The organism is Vibrio sp. YIC-376, from assembly GCF_052353105.1.
Taxonomy (GTDB): Bacteria; Pseudomonadota; Gammaproteobacteria; order Enterobacterales; family Vibrionaceae; genus Vibrio.
This window is the reverse complement of sequence record NZ_JBBWFK010000014.1, coordinates 1-23,020: the sequence shown is the minus strand read 5'-3', so window position 1 is coordinate 23,020 and position 23,020 is coordinate 1. Positions and strand designations below refer to the sequence as shown.

Below are 23,020 nucleotides of genomic sequence, written 5' to 3'. Positions count from 1 at the left end.
TGAATATATGTATGATTAATGACTTTTATATTGGCTTTTTATTAAACAAATATGTCATTGGAATGATGGCATAAGGATTTGGAATTAAAATGGAACTACAACAATTTTTAAATGCAGTGGCGTCGACACCAGAACAAATTGAATTTGAAACGACGATAGCGGTGATTGAAGCGAATTACGAATTCACACCTACTGCGTTTACAAATGGTGCGACAGAAAATGGCGCTGGTGAGAACAACGGCTCGTGCAAGATCTTTGCATTTGGCCTGTTGAATAACCTTGATAAGGAAGCAACACTTGCTTGTTTTGGTCGTTTTTACCGTGAAGATGTCTTACAACATCCAGAAAGCAATGATCATCAGAATATTCGTAACTTTATGGTAAGCGGATGGGATGGTGTGAAGTTTGAGTCACCAGCTCTTGTAGCAAAATAATTAAATAGAGCCAGTCGTTTAAGCGACTGGCTTGTTCTCCAGACACTTGCGACAAAGGCATAACTGTCCTTCCTGAGGTATTGGTAAATCTCTGACCTCAACGTCGAAACACCAACACGTTTCTTTTCCTGCTGCGATATCACAGTGTGCCTGAGTACCGCACTCAGGGCATGAGTGGGTAGAATCACGACCAGTAATTTGATCTATTAGGTTGTCTCGCTGTTCATCCGTTTTATCCTTCCATTGGATGATCTCTTCAATTGTTCGGTGACAACCCGAACAGATGCCGCCATTATTTTTACATGCGGCACGGCAAGGTGACTTCATTGATTTCTCGTTCTCTTTTTGAATGGCGGTTACTTTAGCATAAAGCGAAGTGAAACTGGTCGGGAGATCGCGCCAATGATACTCTTAGACGAATTACGTTAATCACAATCCAACTTATGTTAGAAAAAGAAAACCTGATAAAACTGGCGAGAATGCAAATGCCTTATGGGAAATACGCAGGGAGAGTCCTGATTGACTTACCTGAGGAGTATTTGCTGTGGTTCGACAAAAAAGAATGGCCAAGTGGCGAGTTGGGGGATTTACTCAAGTTGTGCTTAGCTTTGAAAATTGAAGGCTTAGACAGCGTTGTAAAACCACTCAAACGAATGTAAGCCTAACAGGTTCCCAAATACAGCAAAGCCACCTGTTTTTGTAGGTGGCTTTAAATTAGCAATCTAATGCTTAGATCAGCGATTCAATCCCGTATTTCGCACCGTAATTTTCGACAACAAAATCGATATCTTTATCACCGCGGCCAGAAAGGTTGATAAGAATCGAACCCGTTTCGCCTTCTTTCGCAAGTTTTATCGCGTATGCCACTGCGTGAGAAGACTCAATCGCAGGGATAATGCCTTCCTCTCGTGAAAGCTCAAAGAATGCATCAATTGCTTCGTCGTCATTGATTGAACCGTAATTTACGCGTCCGATATCCTTTAGGTAACTGTGCTGTGGGCCAACAGACGGATAGTCCAGACCGCTTGCCACTGAATAGACTTCTTGAGGCTCACCTTGCTCATCTTTGAGCATGTAAGATTTAAAACCATGCATGATGCCAGGCTCACCCAGACTCAAGGTTGCCGCATGTTCGCCCACTTTTTCCAGAGAACGACCTGCCGGCTCAACACCGTGAATAGCAACCTGCTCGTCTTCTAAAAATGCGCTAAATAGTCCCATAGCGTTTGAGCCGCCACCGACACAAGCGACGAGATTATCCGGCAATTTACCTGTCATCTCTTGAAACTGAACTCGCGCTTCGTTACCAATAATAGATTGGAAGTCTCGTACCATTTTCGGGAATGGGTGAGGACCAACCACAGAGCCAATGGCGTATAGTTGGGTTTCTGGATCTTTTAAATAGGCTTCAAACGCAGCATCTACCGCTTCTTTCAGCGTTTTACGTCCATGAGTGGCAGGAATGACATTGGCACCGAGGATTCTCATACGAACCACGTTTGGATGCTCTTTAGCAATGTCGACCTCACCCATATAAATATCGCACTCCAGACCGACAAGTGCTGCGGCAGTAGCTAAAGCCACACCGTGTTGACCAGCACCAGTTTCGGCAATCAATTTCTTTTTGCCCATCTTTTTGGCGAGAATCGCTTCGCCCAGACAGTGGTTGATTTTATGAGCGCCAGTGTGATTGAGATCTTCGCGCTTCAGATAGATATCAGCACCGTATTTTTTGGATAAATTCTCTGCATGGAAAATAGGACTAGGTCGGCCAACAAAGTGTTTGTAAAGGCGCGCCAATTCGGATTTGAACTCGGGATCTTTACAGCATTCTTCATACGCTGAGTTTATGTCGCGCATAATTTGTTCTAGTTCTGGTGGAACAAAGCTACCACCATATTCGCCGAAGAATCCATCACTGTTTGGCATCGAGTAGTTGAACGAGTTTTCCATTTTTACATCCTAGTATTTACGAGAGTCTTTATGCATTTATACCGAAAATCAAACCGTTATTGTGTGATCAGTTGCTTAAATCGTGATGCTGTTATCGTGAACTAGTTTATTAGTGCAAAATCGACGTAGCAAAGTTTTATTCGAGAATGCAGGCAGATTGAGAGAAGCATAGAAAAAGTTCCCAAAAGATCCGATGCTGTCACAAGGATCTTTTGGGACAAACAGAGTACAAGAAAGTGTTCTCTGCGATGGAGTCTGAAAACGAACAACCGCTTTCGCTTTTGATATTAGGAGTACGCGCCGAGTGCTTTGTCAGTGGAGTGTTACTGTGCCGCAAAGTTTGTATTTTATTATGTAACAACGGGTTATAGATGATTCTTTAGTGACTAAAGTAGAAAGCAGGTACAAAAAAGCTTGCTTAAAGTAAGCAAGCTTATCTAAATTGGGTGTGTCTTAATGGGTACGGCTCGGGCCGTTGCGAACAATATCTTTACCGTGGTCGTAAACGTGTTTTGATACCCAACGCCCCAACAGAAGTTGGTGATTTTCGCCTAAAACAGCAATAAATGGACGGCCATCGCTGTTGGTCGTAGCTAGTGCAATGCCAGTGACACCCTCAAGGCCAAGAGCTCCGCTTTCTACCAGGTGGAGAAATGTTTCTAGCTCTTCAATGGTTTCGATCACTTGATTATCGATATTCATTAATTTCAATCTCTTCGAAGTGCAGATTCTTTGTGGCACGTACTCTACCTAAGTTAAGTAGAGAAACCAAGTTTCTGATAGTTCGCGTAAGAACCGTCACTGACTCTCCGGTTGGAATGGTGTCACATAATACCCACAAATAAACAGGTTACAGTGAGTTAAAATTTGGAGAGGCGACACGGGGGTGTAATAATTTTTGGATATTTCGTCCGTTTGATTGAAGATTTGATTGAAGACTAAAATGAAAAAAATCCTGATTACTGGTTTCGAGCCATTTGGTGGAGATACCATCAATCCCGCTTTGGAAGCAGTCAAGAGGTTAGAAGAAGTGGCTATCGATGGTGGCGTTATTGTCACTTGCCATGTTCCCGTTACCCGTTATGACTCTATTAACGCAGTGATAGAAGCCATAGAAACGCACCAGCCAGATTGCGTGATAACGGTAGGGCAAGCAGCTGGTCGCGCCGCGATAACGACAGAACGCATTGCCATCAACGTTGATGATTTCCGAATACCTGACAATGGTGGTCACCAACCAATAGATGAACCTATTGTTGCAGAAGGGCCAGATGCTTACTTCACCACGTTGCCAATAAAACGAGTGGTACAAGCTCTGCAAGATCAAGGTATTCCTTGCCAAGTCTCTAACAGTGCAGGGACGTTTGTATGCAATCACCTGTTTTACGGCGTACAACACTACCTCAAAGATAAGCCAGTTCGTCATGGTTTTGTGCATATTCCGCTGTTACCGGAACAAAATCCTATGGGTGATCAGCCAACGATGGCCTTAGATACTATAGTGGAAGGACTAAGATTGGTTGCGCAAGTGGCGATTAACCATGATTCAGATATTGTTGTTACTGGTGGACAGATTTGCTGAAACCTCTTGATATTGGGTTCTGTTCGAGCGTCGAAGTTACGTTAACTGAATAAGCTTTTTCTATTTCAAATCGTGGGTAAGGTGTTGCTCTTCCAGTAGATAAAAGCATTGAAGCACATCTCAATGTCCGTATACTTTGCGATAGCATAAAAGCACTAACGTCGGAGAAAAACATGTCAAATCGAGTACCTACCAACATACTAACGGGATTTTTGGGCGCAGGTAAAACGACGACGATTTTAAATCTATTAAAGAATAAGCCTGAAAACGAAAATTGGGCTGTGTTGGTTAATGAGTTTGGTGAGATTGGCATTGACGGCGCTTTGATGACAGAGCAAGGTACCTTAATTAAAGAGGTACCTGGTGGCTGCATGTGTTGTACTGCTGGGGTACCTATGTCTGTCGGCATTACTGCGTTGCTACGTCAAAAACCAGACCGTTTGCTCATTGAGCCAACAGGTTTGGGCCATCCAAAACAAGTGATTGCGACGCTGACGTCTGAACAATATCTGCCATACGTTGATCTGAAGGCGACAATTGCATTGGTGGATCCACGTAATCTAAGCAATGAAAAATACCTGTCTAATCAAAACTTCATTGATCAACTAGACAGCGCGGATGTAGTCATAGGCAGCAAAGTTGATCTGTGTTCTAGCCATGATATCGATGTATTCAATGACTGGATTACGGATCAGTCACCATCGAAAGTGTTTAGCAAGTTGATCCATGATGGTGAGTTACCACTTGAAGTCTTAGATATAGAACGAATCCATGGTTGCGCCTCTTCACATATTGAATCGCATCATCATGATCACGCTCACCAAGAGCCTCAATTTCAGTTGCCGCCCGGTGAAGCGTTTATCCGTAAAGAGAATATAGGGCAAGGCTACTATAGCTGCGGCTGGTTGTTTGGTGCCGAATACACCTTCGATTTTGACCAGTTATTTTCCATGCTTTCGGCTCTGACAGCGGAACGAGTTAAAGCGGTAATAAATACGGATCGTGGATGCTACGCATTTAATGTTGCCAATACCGTGGTTTCAGTTAATGAAATTAGTCTTGAAGGCTTTGAGTCGAGATTAGAAGTCATTGACTCTCAATTGTTGCCTTGGGATGACCTCGAACAGATTTTGTTAAAATTGTCTGGCATTGAGTTGTAATAGATAGAAGCTAAACGGTGAATCGTCTTCATGTCAGGATTCGCCGTTTTCGCTACTAAGCGAGACTAAAACTGAAAAAAGAGAGAAAAGTGAGATAAATCACTTAAATTCGGGTATAGTGCACGGCTGAATTTTTAAAGCTATTTTTAGTGGTTTGTTTAAGGAATACGCTCAATGTCATTTTCATCTCAAGGTTTTGCACCAGAAGTGGTAAAAGCGCTGGCAGAATGCGGTTATGAAAAGTTAACGCCAATTCAACAGAAGGCGATTCCAATGGCTCGCAAAGGCCATGATATTTTCGCTACAGCACAGACAGGTACTGGTAAAACTGCAGCATTCTCATTGCCTATGATTCAGCAGTTGCTGGACAGTAATCGTAGTGCGTCGCGTAAAACGGCTCGCGCACTTATCCTGGCACCTACGCGTGAACTGGCTGAGCAAATTGCTGACAACATTAAGGCGTACACTAAATACACTAATCTATCGGTGACTGCTGTTTTTGGTGGTCGCAAAATGTCTTCACAAGTGACGGCACTAGAAAATGGTGTCGATATTCTTGTGGCGACACCAGGTCGTTTGGAAGAGCACATCGACCAAGGCAACGTGTCAGTTGCAAATTTGGAGTTCCTGGTTTTTGACGAAGCTGATCGTATCCTCGATATGGGCTTTATTCACGCCGTTCGCAAGATCATGTTGGATGTGGACACCGATCCGCAAATCATGATGTTCTCTGCGACAACGTCTAGCCAGCTAAATCTATTGGCAAAAGATATTTTGCGTAAGCCAAAACGTATTGAAGTAGAACGTGCGAATACCACTGCACATACTGTTGCTCACGTGCTTTACCCAGTTGATCAAGAGCGCAAAACAGAACTGCTTTCTGAACTGATTGGTCGCAAAAACTGGAAGCAAGTGTTGGTGTTCGTGAACTACAAAGAAACGGCAAATGACGTTGTTAAAGAGCTTAAGCTGGATGGTATCAAAGCGGTCGTTTGTCATGGTGACCGTGCGCAAAGTGCTCGCCGTCGTGCTCTTGAAGAGTTCAAAACGGGCAAAGTTCGAGTGATGGTGGCGACAGACGTTGCTGCTCGTGGTCTGGATATTGAAGATCTGCCACATGTAGTGAACTACGATATGCCATTCTTGGCAGAAGACTACGTTCACCGTATTGGTCGTACTGGTCGTGCAGGAAAGCAGGGTCACGCTGTTTCTTTCGTAAACCGAGATGAAGAACTGACGGTGGTTCAGGTTGAAAACTTGATTCAGCAACGTATCCGTCGTATCGAGCTTGCGGGCTACGAGCCTAAACAACGTGAATCATACATCGAAAAGCTGAACTCAAAACCTGCATTTAAAAACCGCCAGGGTCGCCGTAACAATCCAAACCAATCAGCAACAGACCAAGGTTCTGCGGAACGTCGTCTGGCAATGGTTAAGCGTTTGAAAGCACGTCGCACGACAAAATAATGTCAGCATTGATTGGATCAAAAACGCCCTTCTCGTGAAGGGCGTTTTTATTTGAGTTTACTTGCAGTTAAGCTGCGTGATCAATCAGAGGAGCGATTTGATATAGCTCTTCTATGATCGCTTTGGTTTGTCTTGAATAGACTAAACGGTCACGATCACCAACCAACTGGATAGCTTTGACTTTGCCAGACACCAAACACAGTCTGATGGTTCTCAATACCATTTGAATATCTAGCGACATGTCGCCATCAAGATTGTTTTTTGCGACAAGCGAACCTAAGTCAACCGATACAATAATTTGGTTACAGTGATCCAGATAATTACTCACTTGTTGTTTGACATTATTTCGGTGTCGGAAAGTAAATTCTCGCGCTGTTACCCAATCGCAGCCTTGATCCTCGGCGTATTCCCACGTCTCTTGCTTGATATCTTGTTCATTTACGCCAGCAAAAAACAGACGGACGTTTTGATATCTGGATAGCGCGAAATGAAAAGCAGAGCCCACCCGTGGTTCAAGAGTCGGTTTTAAGTGCATTTTATGCCCGATGCTCACAATGCCGACTTCATCTTGGCACGAAACAACCACAGGTAGCATAGACAAAATGGCTTCGGTGCAGTTCGTTACTAACACAGGGATAGAGTGGCGCGAAAGCGACAAACTGAGTGCTTCCTGAAAGTCGCCATTCTCCAGCTTAGTATGAGTAAAATGACCACAATCAGCTGCTGTTGTCTGGTCATGTTGCTGATATAGCCATTCACTTGCATTGTCTAAGCTCTGATCTGCTAATTCAAACGCGCCCTTCGACATAGGAGCTACGTGCTCACATACCGTCATAAATGAGAAAGGGTAGTGGTGCATTGGTGCTTTTGTTGTGTGATGAAATTTATAGCGTTTGAAAAAGCTCAACATGATGAATTACCTTTCTGGTGGTAGTGCCCTTGCCGCCTGCAGTACGTGTAAAACGATGCGCTGGTTGTCCTTTTCGACACGGTGTGCTGGAGCCATCACTGAAACAGCGCCAACAAGCTTACTTCCTTTCATGACCGGTGCGCTGATACCAGAAACACCGGGGTCAATTTCGGATGTACTAATGGCATATCCTTGTTTACGGATAGTGGCGAACTCTTGTTCCCAGTCATTAAGTTTATGATCTTGCTTGAAATAGCGTAAGATCTTCTCACAACGACTTTTAGGCATGTAAGCCAGCATCACCTTGGATGAGGCGCCACGAAGCAGGGGTTGACTTTGACCCTGGACGAAGCTGCACCGTAGCGCCTGCATACTTTCTTTTTGTCTGACACAGAGAGCTCGATAACCAGATGGGACCATATAGGCCGCCATTTCACCAGTTTGTTGTACCAAGCGAGATAAGATCGTTTCGACCAAATCAAGACCGTGCTGAGCGCTTTCATAACTGTGCATCAAAAGCAGAGCAGCAGGCCCGACGACAAATGTCTTATCGTGAACGCTTTCTTCAATCAAGTTCCATTCTTTTAGCAGTTTTAAATGTCGATAAAGACTGCTCAATGGTACGTTTAATTGTTCGCTTAGTGTTTTCGCAGATACTGGGAATGGGCTCACTGCGACTTTCATTAATAATTGCAGGGCCTTTTCGTTTACCTGGTTAGCATTAGCTTTGTTTGTTGTCATGGATATGTTGTAACTTGTTAGATGAATTAGGACAAATATAATTCTTAATAGCTGAGAAAATAAAAATAATTTTTGAATTCATTTCTCATTAAATGAGAAAATGCAAGTCTCCCATAAAAAGATTGGTTTTTTCGCTCATTTCTGCGCCTCAAGTATGAAGACAACGAACGCTCTATCGAGCAATTTTGTCATTCAACGCGAGAGTGCAGTAGTTTTGAATGCGTTAATCTAATTTGCCGATGAATTGAAAATAAAGCTTACTGCCAAGGGAATCGAAACACCTGAGTAAGCCGATCCCTAAGAAATATTCATCGGCAGGGATTTTTCTGCGAAGAGAACTAGTACTGGTACACCTGAGCCCGGTAACATTGTACTTCGTCATCAAAGACAAACTTTAAGTCGTTTTTGATGCTTTCTAAACGGTCTTCCTGATAATGAGAGACGTACAGGAGCTGACTCAGATTTTCACGTGCAATGAGCTCTAACGTGTTTTTGACCAATCGTCTTCCTAAGAAGTCCAAACCCTGATAAGGTTCATCCAGAATCAAGAGTGTTGGCTGCTTAACTATCGCACGGGCGATCAGTAGTAAACGTTGTTGACCGTATTCCAATTGGCGAAATGACGTTTTTTGATATTGACTCATATGTAGAATTTCTAGCCACTCTTTCGCGACGTCAATCTCTTTACGTGTTGGTTGGTGGTATAAACCGATCGAGTCGTAAAACCCGGATAATATGACCTCTAAAGCACTACAATTCACCCGGTACTGTAGGTGCAGAGCGGACGACACCATGCCAATGTGTTGCTTTATTTCCCAGATACTTTCTCCGGAGCCCCGTTTCTTACCAAAAATATGAATGTCATTGCTGTAACATTGTGGGTGATCGCCAAATATCATTCCAAGCAAAGTACTCTTGCCACAGCCATTTGGTCCTTTAACTTGCCAGTGCTGACCTTTGTCGATACGCCAGTTTAAGCCAGTAAAAATCCGTTTCTCAGTGTATTCTACGTGACCATTTTTCAGCTCAAAGATAGGGTTTTCGAAGTGTGTAGAGTGCTGATGCTGACGTATCAAAGTCATCATTTCTTCGCTTTGTTTCTTTGACTGCGATTTAATTTGCTCAATGATAGGGTGTTCATCCCAACTCTGTTTGTCCATGGTACTGTCAAGCTTACCCACATTGAACAGAGCGACGCGGTCTATCCACTCTGGCATATCGGATTCTCGAGAAAAGCTAATCAGCATTTGTACAGATTGAGAAAGTGAGTGCAAATAGTTGGCTAATGAAGCTCTGTGTCCAACATCCAAGCCTGTAAAAGGGTTATCTAGCAAGACTAAATCTGGTTTTGTTGCCAAGGCGCGAGCAAGCATCACTCGTCTTGTTTCTCCCGTGGACAACACACGAAAACCACTTTGCTGAAGGTGAGTAAGATCTAATTCTTCTATTAACTTTTGAGTTATCTCTTGGTCTTGGCAGCATTCAAAAATCAGTGAGTAAACGGTGCTGCCCTGGTCGATCCTGTCAAGAAAATCAGTGTCATCTTTTTTGAGTTCAAGATCTAAGAGCCGTTGCTGCTCAGACAATGAGACCTGGGCAACTTTCCATCCGCCAAGATCGACATTGCCATCAGTTGGCTTAAGTTCGCCACAAAGCAGGTCGCCAAGTAGTGAACCTATATCCCCTTCGGAACTAAAAATACCCCAAGCGTGCCCGGTTTCAATTTCCCAATGTTGGATATCTAGCGTCGAAGTCCATCCCTTCGCAATTACGTTTTTAAAACAAATCTTCACAGTGCTTCCTTTCTTAACTAAACCGTTTCTATCTTTATTGATGCTGTTATACCAAGCCTTGAAGAGTGGTGTAAGTAAATTGATCACAGAGAAACGCATCGATGGCGTGTGTTGGTAATAAACCCAGCATCCGATAACACCACTTCTCCCATCTAGACTGCAGATGATGACGCAACCACTATGTTGCGATGCCGTGCAGAAGGGCAGGAAGATTTCGGTACATGTCCGGCTGGTATTCTACGCATGGAGGACAACGAGGCTAGTATTGTGGTCCTTAGCCCGGCAGAAGAAGAATTCACGATTAATTTCATGAAAGATTATGTCAACGTTACTAATGGTGAAGTAAAAGCTGAACTAGATGGCGATACTTGGAATGTGGTGATTAATGGTAAGGAAGTTTATCAAGTTCCTCTGGCCGCTATCGAGGGTGGCTAATTTTTAGTTGAGCCTTCTCTATGAGCTATACGGTTACAAAGGCTAACTCCAATAACGAGCAATGCTTTCAGACAGCATTGCACGTGCTTGATGACCTTTAGTCCTGATTGATAGCGGGCAATACGAACTCACCCATTTCCTCAATGACCTCGTTCGCAGGTCGACGTGAGGGCTTAAGGTTGAGAGCAATATGACGAACACCAATTTCTTTGTGTCGCTTTAATCTTTCTATCAGTGCATTTCGGCCAATGCGAACTACGTTGTAGAAGCGTTGGTATGGCGCGTTAGGGTTAGCATCAAGATCAAAGAAGGTCGCGTAACCGTATTTAGGCGCTGGACGATCCCCTGCTGCGGTTTTCAGTGATGCCACAATCTCAGTGATTGCGCGTTCATCATCGACTGACCAAATCCAGGCATCGACGTTGCGAGCCAACCAGTCAATTGGTTGACGAGAGCGTCCAACTGCCATCATGGGAACTTTGCCGTGTATTGGCTTTGGATGCATGTCTAAGTTGCCGGTGAGATCACCGTAATGGCGGCTTTGCATTTGTGGAAATGATTCACTGTGAAGAGTCTTAATCATTTCTACTGAGTTGCGATATAAATCAGCTCGTTGGTCAAAGTCAACTCCAAATGCAGGGTATTCTACAGGGCGATCACCGGTAGACAAACCAAGTACGAATCTACCCCCGGTCAGATAATCCAAAGAGGCCGACTGCTTGGCCACTGAAATAGGATCACGGAGCGGTAACACAATTCCGGCTGTGCCCAGAGTAATCGACTTTGTTGCTGCGGTCATGTATCCCGCGTAAACGAAAGGGTCGAGCATCTGTGCCGCATCACCAAAGTTTGGATCGTAAAAGGGTACGTCACGCAACCAAATACTGGCAAAGCCTGCTTGCTCCGCTAATTGAGCGGTGTGCTGGTGGTCTGCCAACGTGGGAAATGGTGAGCTAGGATAACCTTCCAACGGTGTGAGCAGCCCGATCGTGATCTTATCTTCGGAAAACACGCGCGTAAAACTTGGGTTCAGTGTCTCTGTCATGGTTGTCTCTTTTTAATTCCATCAGTGTATTGGTAGCGTGGGCGAGGATTACTAAGCGTCAGGCCAGAGAACATCAAGCTCTGAGTGGGAAATACGCCATTCACCATTTACGCGAACATAATTATCCAAGTAATGACCAAGTAGTAAAAATGGGTGCTGTGCACTTTCTCGATCCGTGACGAAATCAAGCAAGTAGCAACTGCCTTTCGCGTGGTTTTCATCAATAAGCGTAATGTCATGATTAGTGACAGCGTGGATGAATGGGAAATGCTTGCGATCTTTGGTGTCGAACATTTTGTAAGCTTCAGCAAGACTTTGCTTAATTTCATTCAGACCTTGCATGGATCCGACGGTTACTTTGACTTCTGCGTCCTCAGTAAAGACTTCCCCCATAAGTTCTGCCTGCCCACCGTCTAATAGTTGGCTATAGCGCAAACGTAAGGCTCTAATTTCTTCACGATCCAATAAGGCTTGAATACGCTTCATATCAATTTGATCAGTCATGGGATATCTCCATTCAATATTTGAATCACGATGGAAAGCATTGCGACAGCAGTTAAGCGGGCAATATCATCTTGTGTGGAAGTATTCTATTGACTTATTTAAAGATGATAATACAGTTTAAATTCCATTTATTTAGTCCCTGGATTCCATAATGAGGCTATATGAAACCCAATTTTCTGGTGTGGTTGAATATGTCGAAACACTCAAAACGGGTTCTTTTACCGCTGCAGGTGAGAGGTTAGGGTTGACTGGTTCTGCGGTAGGTAAGAGCGTAACTCGACTTGAACAGAAGCTTGGAACCACATTACTGCACCGAACGACTCGCAGTTTAACTCCTACTCCGGAAGGGCAGAGATTCTTCGATGGCTGGGTGGCAATACTAGACGAGATAGAGAGTCTTGAATCAGGTGTTGTTGCTGGAAGTAGCCAGATTTCCGGGCGCTTGAATATTCATTTACCAGCGGCTTTTGGGCGAAGACATGTAATGCCGGTATTATCACGTCTAGCGACTCAGTATCCGAGTTTGGACATGTCTGTAAACTTTACCGAGAGACGAATCAACCTTATCGACGAAGGTGTGGACTTGGTAGTGCGAATTGGCACGTTGGAAGATGACGCGGATCTGATTGCTCGTAAGCTGGGGAGCCAGCGTTTGGTAGTGTGTGCAAGCCCGGATTACATTGAACGCAGAGGTGCTCCACAGTTACCTGCCGAGTTAACTGAGCACGATTGTATTATTGGCAGTCGACGTAGTTCGCAGCCAGCTTGGCTATTTCGTCAGCCAAACGGAGAGTCTTTTTCTCAAGTGATTCGAGGACGTTATGACTTTAGTGATGGCGACGCGATGATTGATGCGACACTGAATGGTATGGGGTTAAGTCAGTTGCCTACTTGGCTGGTCAATGAGCATTTGGCAACTGGAGCCTTAGTGACTGTTTTAGACCAATGGGCTGGTGCAGAAATGCCTATACATGCTGTGTGGCCACGTTCGCGCTATCTAAAACCGCGTCAGAGAGTTGTGATTGATGCGTTGCTTGAAGAATCGCATTCGCCGACTTCTGTCTATCACCTATAAATTAAATCCCGTCGAAGAATATTCATCCCGTTAAAAAGGCTTGTGCTTTGACCTTATATCAAGTCGTCAATTGTTATGGATCCTGTCCACTTTTAAGCTTTGGGCAGGGGAATCGCAAAGATTCCCCCGATTATCAGGCACTGATTTTTTTAGATTGGTATTACTGCCTCCACCAATGAGAAAAAGTCTGATTGTTATCATCTAAGCCGACTATTTCTCCAATCATTGGTGTCATTAAGCGGTAATCTTGGTTCTGGCTCGCCTTAGCAATTCGCTCTAGCGGTTCATACCAAGCATGTTTAGACAGCTTGAATTTACTATTGTGTGAAGGCAGTAATGCTTTTGCATTAAGATCGTTGGCTGCCTGCGCGACTTCTTCTGGCATCATATGAATGAACGGCCAGTTTTCGTTGTATTGACCTGTTTCAAGCACCGCAATATCGAAGCCGCCAAACTGCTCGGCGATAGTTTTAAAATGCTCTCCGTAACCACTGTCACCGCCGAGATAAATCTGATGCTGACCTGATAAGATCACGAATGATGCCCAAAGTGTACGGTTGCGTTTTAGCAATCTACCCGAGAAGTGTTGTGCTGGGAGAATATGAATACGACCAGCTTTTGTTGAGACTGAGTCATACCAATCTCCTTCGGTGACCTGATTAGGTTTGAATCCCCACTGAGTGAAATATGAGCCGACACCGATTGGGGCGACAATGTGAGCGATTTTTTGTTTAAGCGCATTGATGGTCGGATAATCGAGATGGTCCCAATGGTCGTGAGAAATCAATAAATAATCTATTTCTGGGATATCATCTGCCGTGTAAACGTTACTGCCGGAGAACGCGACATTGGTATACGGAACGGGAGAAGTATTTTCACTAAAAACCGGGTCAATTAAATAGCGGATACCATCCAATTGAACAAAATAGCTGGAATGACCCATCCAAACCATCACGTTATCGTTAGGGTTAAGGCTCAATAAATCGGACTTTATTGAAGGTAGCGTTGTAACTGGTACCGCATCAACTACCGGGTCCGTGAGGAAGCGATAGAATCCGACCAGAGCACCCTCACTTGAAGTCGATACCGGAACTTCTTCAATATTGTGAAACTTCCCGTCTGTGAATTTACCTTGATAGCTGGCTTCTTTAACATAAGGTGCTGCAAACTGTGGCTGCAACATATAGGTATAGATACCGGCAGAAACTATCGCGAGTAAGCTAATGAATATCTTGATAAACTTGCGTATCCTTTGCCACAGATTTTTAGTTTTTACGTAAGTTAACTCGACGGTTTGCGTTTCAGATTGGGACATTGGTTCTCCACATTCCGATAGTGAATGTTTAATTTGGCGTTAATTGGGCTTGCTGATTCTGTCGATTAAACGGAGTGTCACTATTTTTCATAGTGTTACTCACATATTTTATCATGATATGAATTTATGCAGGTTATTGTCTGATATGAGCAGAAGAGAATAAAGACCCATTTTTGTCTTATTTTTGCCTATTACTACGGCGTATGATTAACCCGATTAAGATCGCCAGTGCGATTAAAGGTTCAAAGACGACGGCTATTCGTCATTTAAAGGTGTCGATGGTTATCCGGCTTAACTTGAGACAGACCTCACCTTGTCTCTAAATAATAAAAGCGGCGCGAATATTCGCGCCGCTTTCAATCTGGTCGGAAGATTAGTGACCTTGAGCTAAATTCTCATTCAGATACTGATTGGCTTTGCTGATAATAGCTTCTGCATCTGCAGGCATGTCGTGTTCTACAACATACCATTGAACGTATTCTTTCTGTGCAACTGGCAGTACTTCATCCCATGCCATGATGCCATCGCAAATTGCTCTTCCAGCGTACCTACATCCCTTAAGGTGTACATTTGCAGTGCGATATCGTCCGGATTGGCGTTTGCCGTGACAAGTGATGATGACAGTAAGCCTAAAGAGAGTACGCCAGTTTTAACCCAGTTTTTCAGTTTCATTGATTCAGTCTTCCTTGTCTAAGCCCATCAGGCTGCGGTTTAGGTTATATTCTTGTGTACCAGACGCGAAATCATCAAACGCTTTTTCGGTACGATTAATTAAGTGTTTTTGGATAAAAGGTGCGCCTTCTGCTGCTCCTTGTAAGAACTGGTTGTAAACCATACCTGCGATTTGAGCACCAACCAGCATACCTACCTCAAACCCTCTGCTATTCTTTACTTGCTTAAAAGCATTATTTCGTTGTAACGCTCAGTATTTACCATCGTAGAGCATTGACTATTTTTTCTGTGAAATGTGGCGTTTCATCTTATTACATTGATTGGTTTTAGATTCGTCTTTTACCAATATTTGAGTTTGCGAATGATTAAGGAGAAGTAATGTCGGAACAGTATGCTTTGGTGGGGGATATCGGGGGAACCAACGCTCGCTTAGCGCTTTGTGAGTTAGAAACAGGGGCAATAAGCGATATTGTTACTTACCCTGCCGCAGAGTTTGAAACTTTGGATGTGGTGATGCGCCAGTACCTCGCTCGTCATGAAAATCAAATTTCTTCAGCGTGTATTGCAATTGCTTGTCCAATAACAGGGGACTGGGTTTCAATGACTAACCATCATTGGGAGTTCTCGATTCAGGAGCTGAAAACCCAACTGAATTTGAAGGTTCTGGAAGTTATTAACGACTTTACAGCCGTCTCGTTTGCTATCCCGAGCTTAAAGCCAGAGGACAGTATTCAAGTTGGTGGCGATGCACCAATTTTACATAAACCAATAGCAGTATACGGTGCGGGCACTGGGTTAGGTGTCGCTCAGTTAATTCATGGTGGTAATCTTTGGCATAGCGTACCGGGAGAAGGTGGGCATGTTGACCTGGCAGCTTGCACTCCAGAAGAAGATGAATTAATTGTTTACCTGCGTAACAAATTTGGACGCGTATCCGCAGAGCGCTGTTTATCCGGCCAAGGTATCAGAAATATTTACGATTTTGTTGTCTCGCATCGTGGCGCTGAACCAGAAGATTTCACACCAGCGATGATCACCGAGAAGGCGCTCAAAGCGGAATGTGAGGATTGTGAAAGAGCCCTTAATCTGTTTTGCATCCTGATGGGACGTTTCGGCGGAAACTTGGCATTGACGAATGGCTCGTTTGGCGGAGTCTACATTGCTGGAGGTATTGTACCTAAAATTCAGGAACTTTTTGTTAAGTCTGGCTTTCGCGTCGCATTTGAAGATAAAGGTCGTTTCAATGAATACCTTAAATCAATCCCGGTGTTCTTAATTACCCATTCTGATCCTGGACTACTTGGTTCTGGTACATACATCAGGCAATCATTAAATATCTCTATCAATTAATATTTTTTACAGTAAGCCGAATTCGCAAATGGGATTCGGCTTACTCATCGCTAAATACCCAAGCTATCCTTGCTCGACCTAGCGTCTTTAGGTTGTTTCAGGTCAGTACTATGGCGTTTCGCGAGCCGTTTCTTTTTGAACACGTGCCATGCGGCTTAATAATATAACCACCGACCCACAGAGCGCTAACCCACCGTAGCTACTGGCAATCTGCAACAAGCTAAATTTTTCTGACAGCTGACCGGAAATAAATGTTGGTAGCGCTGCTCCAATATAGGACGTTGCGTAAATCACCGAAAAGACATTCGCTCGTTCGTGCGGCAATAAGCCTGAAACCATCGTGCCTATACTCCCAGTTAGAACCAATCCCTGAGCAATACCGGCACAAATACTGGCAGCAAGGAAGGCGCTGAGTAATCCTTGTTGCAGTGCTAACAAGATACTGCCTACAAATACCGTAAATGAAAGCATCCCTGTGAACTGAGCTCTTTGTGGTGTCATTCGGCCAGCGATAGAAGCGCCAATAGAGCTTGGTGCCATGATAGAAGCAAAAACCAAAGCAGCTGCTACCGCACTCTGAGAATGCAATTGTTCACGAGCCATAGCGGGTCCAAATGCCTGAAAAAATCCGCCGAGCGCCCAAGTACATACAAATGTGCACGCAGCCAGTGGAAACGCTTTTTTAGCAGAAGGCGGTAGTGTGAAGTTTGGTTTAAGTGAAAACAAAACACCCGGCTTGCGCTTCATGGTTTCTTGACTCTTCAGTATCAACACCATACAGCAAACGATCAGACAGAAAGCAATACCGAAAGGTAATAAACGCGGGTAAGGGGCGTACTCGATTAAGAAACCGGAGCCAACCCCCCCGACAGTAAGGCCAGTCATCGGTCCACAACTGATCACCGCTGGGGGGATCCACGATGGTACGGAAGGTGCGTGATCAACCACCCATGAAGCAAGGGCAGTCGATGATAAACCACAAGATAGGCCTTGTAATAAACGTCCTAAAATGAGTGGAGTCGCGCTGTGTACATTGAGGAACACAACCACGGACAGTGCAGCTAACAATAATGAGATAACTGAAACGGTCTTTCTTCCCCAGTGGTTAGATAGTCGACCAAATAAGACCAGTGCGGTGACCGCGCCAATAAAGTAGACCACAGAGCTTAAAGACAACTCAAGGTAGCTCACATGGTCATGAAGCTGGTAAGTTCCATAAAGTGGGATGGGTACCGCGGAAGTAACGTAGGTCACCATCAGGGACAGTGAAGCTCCCACAAAAGAAAATCGATTAATGTTTATTTGCACGGGAATATCCTTTCGACAACTTAGATCATCTAAGTCAATGCCGTATGACGAGATAAAAGGGTGGTAGCAAGTTCAAGCCAATAGACTGATTGTACGTGGGATGTGGTTGGATGCTGTTGCCCGATATTCCACAAATCTTGCCAGAAAATGTCTAATCGTTATGTTCGCTTTTTCATGGAAGTGCTCAGTAATGCATCAGACGCGTTATGTTGTGCAAGGTTGGTCAATCTCGCTTGCAACATTCTATGTGAAAGGGCGATGAAACAGTGATACTGCGTATATGACTTATTCCTAGAAAGGGTAAATACATGATCAGGCAGCAGCTAAAGTCTCTGCGAACAATACGTAGTAGCGTGATTAACACTAACGAATTTCAATATATTTAAATATATCAGTAACTAATAGTTTGTCGTTGATCGGCTGTGCCTAGGCTGTGCACACGCTTGGTTGTGAAATACAGCTCCTTATGGTTATCAACTTGGAGGATTGTGCAAAGAATACGTAGTATCCGGATAACGTAAATCGGTGACTTGTTACATCATAGATATCAATAGATTCGCAAGGAGAATCACTCTTCCTATAGCGAAACCCGTTCGCAAGCTAGACGAATTGACTCAGTCTGCGGATGGCTACTGAAAGCAAGCATCGACACTGAGCTAACGAGATTAGCTGGTTTATCAGGAGAAACTAGAATGAACAAGCACGACAATAACAACACAATCGCTAGTCAGGATTTGCCTGACGCTAGCCGTCGAAATGCATTGAAATTGACTGGTGCAGGCGTGGTTGCTTTGGCGTTGGTGCACTTACAGGAGGTCAGGCCGTGGCAAGCCCAAATATAGAATTAAGTAATAGCTGGGACAAAACGTTCGCGAAAAGCGACAAGGTTGATCACAAAAAAGTGACTTTCAAAAACCGTTACGGTATTACGCTTGCTGCTGATCTTTATCAGCCAAAAAACAGTTCTGCCAAACTTGCAGCCATCGTTCTTAGCGGACCTTTTGGTGCAGTAAAAGAGCAGTCATCTGGGCTGTACGCACAAACAATGGCAGAACGTGGATTTATTACGTTGGCATTTGACCCTTCTTACACTGGTGAAAGTGGTGGTGAACCACGTAATGTCGCTTCTCCGGATATTAATACTGAAGACTTCAGTGCTGCAGTTGACTTTATTGGTTTGCTGGAAAATGTTGATCGCGAACGTATCGGCGTAATCGGCATTTGTGGCTGGGGTGGCATGGCATTGAATGCGGTAGCAATCGACAAACGTGTTAAAGCCGTTGTCGCAAGCACTATGTACGATATGACCCGAGTCATGTCGAAAGGCTACAACGACAGTGTCACTCTTGAACAGCGTACACAGGGCCTAGAGCAATTGGGGCAACAACGCTGGAAAGACGCAGAAAGTGGCAAGCCTGCTTACGGTCCTGTCTCACTTGAGCTACAAGGTGGTGAACCACAATTTGTTGTTGAATATGCGGCTTACTACAAGGATCCGCAACGCGGCTTCCACCCAAGAGCAATTAACTCAAATGCTTCTTGGACGATCACAACCCCATTGTCGTTTATGAACATGCCGATCTTAACTTACATCGCAGAAATTTCGCCGCGTCCGGTTCTGCTTATCCATGGTGAAAAGGCACACTCGCGTTATTTCAGCGAAACCGCTTATGAAGCAGCTGCAGAGCCGAAGGAACTGATGATCATTCCTAACGCTAACCATACGGATCTTTATGATCAGATGGATGTCATTCCTTTCGACAAAATTGAAGGCTTCTTTAAAGAGCATTTAGCGTAAGTCAGGCACTCGTCCAGGCTGAATAAGCCAGCTTTTACAGCTAGCCTTGAAGGCGTCTTACTTTCGACGAGAGCGAGGCAATGAGCCAGTAAACACCCCTAAAAGAAGCCAACATCAGTTGACCACAGACGTTGGCTTCTTTGTTTTTGTGCGAAGAATAGTTATTTATCCGACAGTACAATAAATTTTTTCTTCATGATGACTATTTCTGTGTGCAAATTCACTGAATTGCATTTTTATTAACTGTAATGTTACGTTTGCGTAACGTTTAAAACAAATGATTTACCATCCTAATGTGTACGTGGATTTACAGTTTTTCCCATTTATATCATTGTCTTAAAGCAAACCGAATAATTGATCTAAGCCTTTAAATTGTATGGTTTTTATTGGGTCAAAAAATTGAGTGCTTGTTTAATTTTGCATTATTTTGGTGCGTGTGATTGCAGTAAGTTGGTTAGAAGCATCGGAAAGGTGCATCTGATACAAAATCTGTCATCGGGTTACTAAAAAAATAGACAATACATTCAAACAGATATCTTGGCTCATGTAGTTTTAAACTTGATGTTGCAAAAATATTCGCCTTATGTAAATACATAGGCATAGTTGTTGCTTAGACAAAGGTGCTCAATGCGGTGTACTAAGCCCATATAAAAATAGCTAGTTCTACCGATTAATAATAAATCTCCTTTACATTGGAGTGCGCTATGTCAGTCTCAATAAGTAAGTTCGATTACGCGTCGAACAAGGAAGTAAACCGTATTGGTTTTTTGCTGTTGGATAATTTTACTATGCTTGCGTTTTCATCAGCGGTTGACCCGATGCGCATGGCGAACCAGCTGACAGGAAAGGAACTGTATGATTGGTATGTGATCTCGGAAGATGGTGACGACGTTGAATCTAGCGATGGTATTACTATCAAGCCAGATTGTTCAATGGCCGATGCGCCACAGCTAGACACTCTGATTGTAGTGGGCGGTGTGAATATCACACGTAGCTTCACGCGCAAGCAAATAACTTGGTTACAGTCTTTAGCTCGTAAGCATGTTGTTCTTGGTGGCGTGTGTACGGGGAGTTATGTGCTGGCAGAAGCTGGTCTTCTGGATGGCTATCAGTGTAGTGTTCATTGGGAATGTCTTGCGACGTTGCAAGAGCGTCACCCTCGAGTAAATTGTCTCAATCACTTGTTTGTTATCGACCGAGATCGTATGACATGTAGTGGTGGAACCGTGCCATTGGATATGATGATCACCATGATCCAGAAAGATTATGGTCGTGAGCTTGGTTCAAGCATTTCTGAAATGTTTATCTGCGACAATATCCGCGGTGAAAATGATACTCAGCGTATCCCTCTTAAACATACGGTTGGTACCGCTCAGCCTAAGTTAGTTGAAGCTATTATTTTAATGGAAGCGAATATAGAAGAGATCATCGAACTTGATGAATTAGCGATGTACGTCGGTTTATCGCGCCGTCAGTTAGAGCGTCTGTTCCAGAAATATTTGCAGTGCTCACCATCAAAATACTATCTGAAGCTTAGATTGAACCGTGCAAGACAGTTGTTAAGACAAACCTCGATGTCAATCATCGAAATCGCGACAGCGTGTGGTTTTGTATCATCACCGCATTTCAGCAAGTGTTATCGTGTCCATATTGGCATTTCTCCGAAAGCGGAACGATTGGGGACACATTCATCGGCTGTGGCGAGTGTGAATGTTGCTCCGCCAGCGTTGGAAACCGACACTATCGTTGATTTAATGCAATTTAACACCAAGCCAATACGTTCATCTAAAGTGTTGTATGAGGCGAAACACGAGCCTACTTATGGTTCGATCTCAATCTAATCTGTAAAGTTTGATAAAAGACCGCTATCCCAAGAGATAGCGGTCAGACTGCTGACAAAGGACTAGCCATCAGGCTAGTCCTTTGATCTAATAGGAGTATCGAAATCTGGATACCTCGACATGCTTCAAGAACCTTCTCCACAACAATACGAACTTGAAATGGTGACGATGGAACAACTTGTTCCCAAAGACCACCTTGTGCGTAAAATTGACTCTGCTATCGATTTTGAATTCATTCGTGATGAAGTCGCCCACCTCTATTGCAAAGACAATGGCCGACCACCTGTAGACCCTGTCCGCCTATTCAAAATTATCCTACTGGGGTACATCTTCGGCGTAAAAAGCGAGCGTCAGCTTGTCAAAGAAATCGAAGTGAATGTCGCATATCGTTGGTTCCTCCGCATGTCCCTCACTGAAAAGGTCATCCATGCCTCGACACTCAGTCAAAACCGTATCCGTCGCTTCAATGGTACGGATGTCTTCGAACGTATCTTTATTAACATCGTTCAACAAGCGATGGCTAAAGGCTTAGTCGCTGGACAAGAGCTCTTTACTGACAGCACTCACCTCAAAGCGAACGCGAACAAAAACAAGCACACCAATAAACAAACGGCAGTCCGAGCGAGTGCATATTTAGATATGCTGGATGAAGACGTTGCACTAGACCGAGCAAAAGAGGGAAAGAAGCCACTTAAAGAACGAACTTCTGAGCAGAAAGCTAATAACACGAAGAGCAGTACGACTGACCCAGAAAGTGGCTTCATGACCCGAGACAATAAGCCGCAAGGGTTCTTCTATCTCGACCATCGCACGGTTGATGGTCAGCATGGCATCATCGTTGATACCCATGCGACCGCGGGGAATGTCAATGACTCCCAGCCTTATATCTGCCGTCTCGACCACACGCTTGAACAGTTTAACCTCAATCCTATCGCCGTTGGTCTTGATGCCGGTTACTTCACGGCCCCTGTTGCTGAATCCCTTGAGCGCCGAGGGATACTTGGCGTGTTCGGCTATCGCCGACCATCACGCACAAAGAATGCCTTCAAGAAGAAACACTTTATCTATAACAAAGAAAAAGACAGCTATCGTTGCCCCAACGGACAGGACCTTATCTACAAGACGACGTCACGCGGCGCTTACCGAGAGTATCACTCAGACCCTAAAGAATGTGCGTTCTGCCCAATGCGTGATGACTGTACTCAAAGTAAAAACATGAAGAAGGTCATCACGAGGCATATCTATACGGAGGCCATGGATAGAGCCAACCAGATGCGGCTCTCTGCTTATGGAAAGAAAACCTACAGGCGGAGAAGTGAAACGGTAGAAAGAAGCTTCGCCGATGCAAAACAACATCACGGTCATCGATACGCTCGCTTTCGAGGGTTAGCCAAGGTGCAGATGCAGTGCTGGTTGGCGGCGGCTGCTCAAAACATCAAGAAGATAGCGTTGGTGGTGAGCACTCTGCGTAAACTCGGCCTAAATCGAGGTGAAATAGCGCAAATCCTCACTTATATACGCCAATTTAAGAACACTAACGCTCTAGAGTTTATCTAACAAAAAATATCGCGATCGCGGCCTGCGGCCGCAAAAAAAACAGAACCCCACCTTAAAAGTGGGGTTCGTCATCAATCTGA

Annotated in this window: 24 protein-coding genes; 12 read left to right on the top strand and 12 right to left on the bottom strand. The window is 44.2% G+C overall.

The annotated features are described in order from the left end of the window. The first annotated feature begins 89 nt into the window (after positions 1-89). A complete protein-coding gene (locus tag WJM94_RS20280) occupies positions 90-434 on the top strand; it encodes a HopJ type III effector protein (RefSeq protein ID WP_444495989.1) in 345 nt (114 codons plus the stop codon). 18 nt (positions 435-452) lie between these two features. Here WJM94_RS20280 and WJM94_RS20275 read toward each other — a convergent pair whose 3' ends face one another. Beyond that, positions 453-761 carry a cysteine-rich CWC family protein gene (locus tag WJM94_RS20275; protein WP_444495988.1) on the bottom strand — a complete coding sequence of 103 codons (309 nt, stop codon included), beginning with the start codon at positions 759-761 and terminating at the stop codon, positions 453-455. 116 nt (positions 762-877) lie between these two features. Here WJM94_RS20275 and WJM94_RS20270 point away from each other — a divergent pair, with 116 nt between their 5' ends. Beyond that, complete coding sequence (locus tag WJM94_RS20270) at positions 878-1,093, top strand: DUF3820 family protein (protein ID WP_444495987.1); 216 nt, start codon at positions 878-880, stop codon at positions 1,091-1,093. A gap of 70 nt (positions 1,094-1,163) precedes the next feature. Here the strand turns inward: WJM94_RS20270 and trpB are convergent, their stop codons facing one another. Together trpB and WJM94_RS20260 are read right to left on the bottom strand one after the other, a co-directional pair. Continuing rightward, complete coding sequence (gene trpB / locus WJM94_RS20265) at positions 1,164-2,363, bottom strand: tryptophan synthase subunit beta (protein ID WP_444496052.1); 1,200 nt, start codon at positions 2,361-2,363, stop codon at positions 1,164-1,166. A gap of 477 nt (positions 2,364-2,840) precedes the next feature. Beyond that, a complete protein-coding gene (locus tag WJM94_RS20260; RefSeq protein WP_444495986.1) occupies positions 2,841-3,089 on the bottom strand; it encodes a hypothetical protein in 249 nt (82 codons plus the stop codon). A gap of 241 nt (positions 3,090-3,330) precedes the next feature. Between WJM94_RS20260 and pcp the strand changes: the two genes are divergently transcribed. The 3 genes from pcp (at position 3,331) to WJM94_RS20245 (ending at position 6,596) form a co-directional block, all read left to right on the top strand. Further along, the gene (gene pcp, locus WJM94_RS20255; RefSeq protein ID WP_444495985.1) at positions 3,331-3,969 is read left to right on the top strand and encodes a pyroglutamyl-peptidase I; all 639 of its coding nucleotides are present in this window, start codon (positions 3,331-3,333) and stop codon (positions 3,967-3,969) included. Positions 3,970-4,142: 173 nt separating this feature from the next. Then, positions 4,143-5,129 carry a CobW family GTP-binding protein gene (locus WJM94_RS20250; RefSeq protein WP_444495984.1) on the top strand — a complete coding sequence of 329 codons (987 nt, stop codon included), beginning with the start codon at positions 4,143-4,145 and terminating at the stop codon, positions 5,127-5,129. Between the two features lie 174 nt (positions 5,130-5,303). Then, on the top strand, positions 5,304-6,596 hold the full coding sequence (locus tag WJM94_RS20245) for a DEAD/DEAH box helicase (protein ID WP_444495983.1): 1,293 nt from the start codon (positions 5,304-5,306) through the stop codon (positions 6,594-6,596). A gap of 67 nt (positions 6,597-6,663) precedes the next feature. Here WJM94_RS20245 and WJM94_RS20240 read toward each other — a convergent pair whose 3' ends face one another. The 3 genes from WJM94_RS20240 to WJM94_RS20230 form a co-directional block, all read right to left on the bottom strand. Further along, positions 6,664-7,506 carry an arginase gene (locus tag WJM94_RS20240; protein ID WP_444495982.1) on the bottom strand — a complete coding sequence of 281 codons (843 nt, stop codon included), beginning with the start codon at positions 7,504-7,506 and terminating at the stop codon, positions 6,664-6,666. A gap of 6 nt (positions 7,507-7,512) precedes the next feature. Continuing rightward, entirely contained in the window at positions 7,513-8,247 is a 735-nt protein-coding gene (locus WJM94_RS20235) for an IclR family transcriptional regulator (protein ID WP_444495981.1), read from the bottom strand. A gap of 338 nt (positions 8,248-8,585) precedes the next feature. Then, positions 8,586-10,040 carry an ATP-binding cassette domain-containing protein gene (locus tag WJM94_RS20230; protein WP_444495980.1) on the bottom strand — a complete coding sequence of 485 codons (1,455 nt, stop codon included), beginning with the start codon at positions 10,038-10,040 and terminating at the stop codon, positions 8,586-8,588. A gap of 180 nt (positions 10,041-10,220) precedes the next feature. Between WJM94_RS20230 and WJM94_RS20225 the strand changes: the two genes are divergently transcribed. Next, entirely contained in the window at positions 10,221-10,475 is a 255-nt protein-coding gene (locus WJM94_RS20225; RefSeq protein ID WP_444495979.1) for a hypothetical protein, read from the top strand. A gap of 97 nt (positions 10,476-10,572) precedes the next feature. Here the strand turns inward: WJM94_RS20225 and WJM94_RS20220 are convergent, their stop codons facing one another. Next, positions 10,573-11,520 carry an LLM class oxidoreductase gene (locus WJM94_RS20220; protein WP_444495978.1) on the bottom strand — a complete coding sequence of 316 codons (948 nt, stop codon included), beginning with the start codon at positions 11,518-11,520 and terminating at the stop codon, positions 10,573-10,575. 51 nt (positions 11,521-11,571) lie between these two features. Next, positions 11,572-12,024, bottom strand: a complete 453-nt coding sequence (locus WJM94_RS20215; protein WP_444495977.1) for a nuclear transport factor 2 family protein — start codon at positions 12,022-12,024, stop codon at positions 11,572-11,574. A 151-nt stretch (positions 12,025-12,175) separates the two neighbouring features. On the opposite strand from WJM94_RS20215, the gene WJM94_RS20210 reads away from it, so the two are divergent. Next, on the top strand, positions 12,176-13,099 hold the full coding sequence (locus WJM94_RS20210) for a LysR family transcriptional regulator (RefSeq protein WP_444495976.1): 924 nt from the start codon (positions 12,176-12,178) through the stop codon (positions 13,097-13,099). Between the two features lie 160 nt (positions 13,100-13,259). Here the strand turns inward: WJM94_RS20210 and WJM94_RS20205 are convergent, their stop codons facing one another. The 3 genes from WJM94_RS20205 to WJM94_RS20195 all read right to left on the bottom strand — a co-directional run bounded on the left by WJM94_RS20205 (position 13,260) and on the right by WJM94_RS20195 (position 15,276). Continuing rightward, entirely contained in the window at positions 13,260-14,414 is a 1,155-nt protein-coding gene (locus WJM94_RS20205) for an MBL fold metallo-hydrolase (protein ID WP_444495975.1), read from the bottom strand. A gap of 456 nt (positions 14,415-14,870) precedes the next feature. Beyond that, on the bottom strand, positions 14,871-15,086 hold the full coding sequence (locus WJM94_RS20200) for a hypothetical protein (RefSeq protein ID WP_444495974.1): 216 nt from the start codon (positions 15,084-15,086) through the stop codon (positions 14,871-14,873). A 4-nt stretch (positions 15,087-15,090) separates the two neighbouring features. Continuing rightward, complete coding sequence (locus tag WJM94_RS20195; protein ID WP_444495973.1) at positions 15,091-15,276, bottom strand: hypothetical protein; 186 nt, start codon at positions 15,274-15,276, stop codon at positions 15,091-15,093. Between the two features lie 188 nt (positions 15,277-15,464). Here WJM94_RS20195 and WJM94_RS20190 point away from each other — a divergent pair, with 188 nt between their 5' ends. Then, positions 15,465-16,436, top strand: a complete 972-nt coding sequence (locus WJM94_RS20190) for a glucokinase (protein WP_444495972.1) — start codon at positions 15,465-15,467, stop codon at positions 16,434-16,436. A gap of 108 nt (positions 16,437-16,544) precedes the next feature. Here the strand turns inward: WJM94_RS20190 and WJM94_RS20185 are convergent, their stop codons facing one another. Further along, the gene (locus WJM94_RS20185) at positions 16,545-17,744 is read right to left on the bottom strand and encodes an MFS transporter (RefSeq protein ID WP_444495971.1); all 1,200 of its coding nucleotides are present in this window, start codon (positions 17,742-17,744) and stop codon (positions 16,545-16,547) included. A 692-nt stretch (positions 17,745-18,436) separates the two neighbouring features. Here WJM94_RS20185 and WJM94_RS20180 point away from each other — a divergent pair. The 4 genes from WJM94_RS20180 to WJM94_RS20165 all read left to right on the top strand — a co-directional run bounded on the left by WJM94_RS20180 (position 18,437) and on the right by WJM94_RS20165 (position 22,940). Then, complete coding sequence (locus WJM94_RS20180) at positions 18,437-18,586, top strand: twin-arginine translocation signal domain-containing protein (protein ID WP_444495970.1); 150 nt, start codon at positions 18,437-18,439, stop codon at positions 18,584-18,586. After that, positions 18,568-19,542, top strand: coding sequence for an alpha/beta hydrolase (locus WJM94_RS20175; RefSeq protein ID WP_444495969.1), 975 nt, complete (start codon positions 18,568-18,570; stop codon positions 19,540-19,542). Before WJM94_RS20180 ends, WJM94_RS20175 begins: the two co-directional genes overlap by 19 nt. A gap of 704 nt (positions 19,543-20,246) precedes the next feature. Next, a complete protein-coding gene (locus tag WJM94_RS20170) occupies positions 20,247-21,383 on the top strand; it encodes a GlxA family transcriptional regulator (RefSeq protein WP_444495968.1) in 1,137 nt (378 codons plus the stop codon). Positions 21,384-21,503: 120 nt separating this feature from the next. Then, positions 21,504-22,940 carry an IS1182 family transposase gene (locus WJM94_RS20165; protein WP_444493534.1) on the top strand — a complete coding sequence of 479 codons (1,437 nt, stop codon included), beginning with the start codon at positions 21,504-21,506 and terminating at the stop codon, positions 22,938-22,940. Positions 22,941-23,020: the final 80 nt, after the last annotated feature.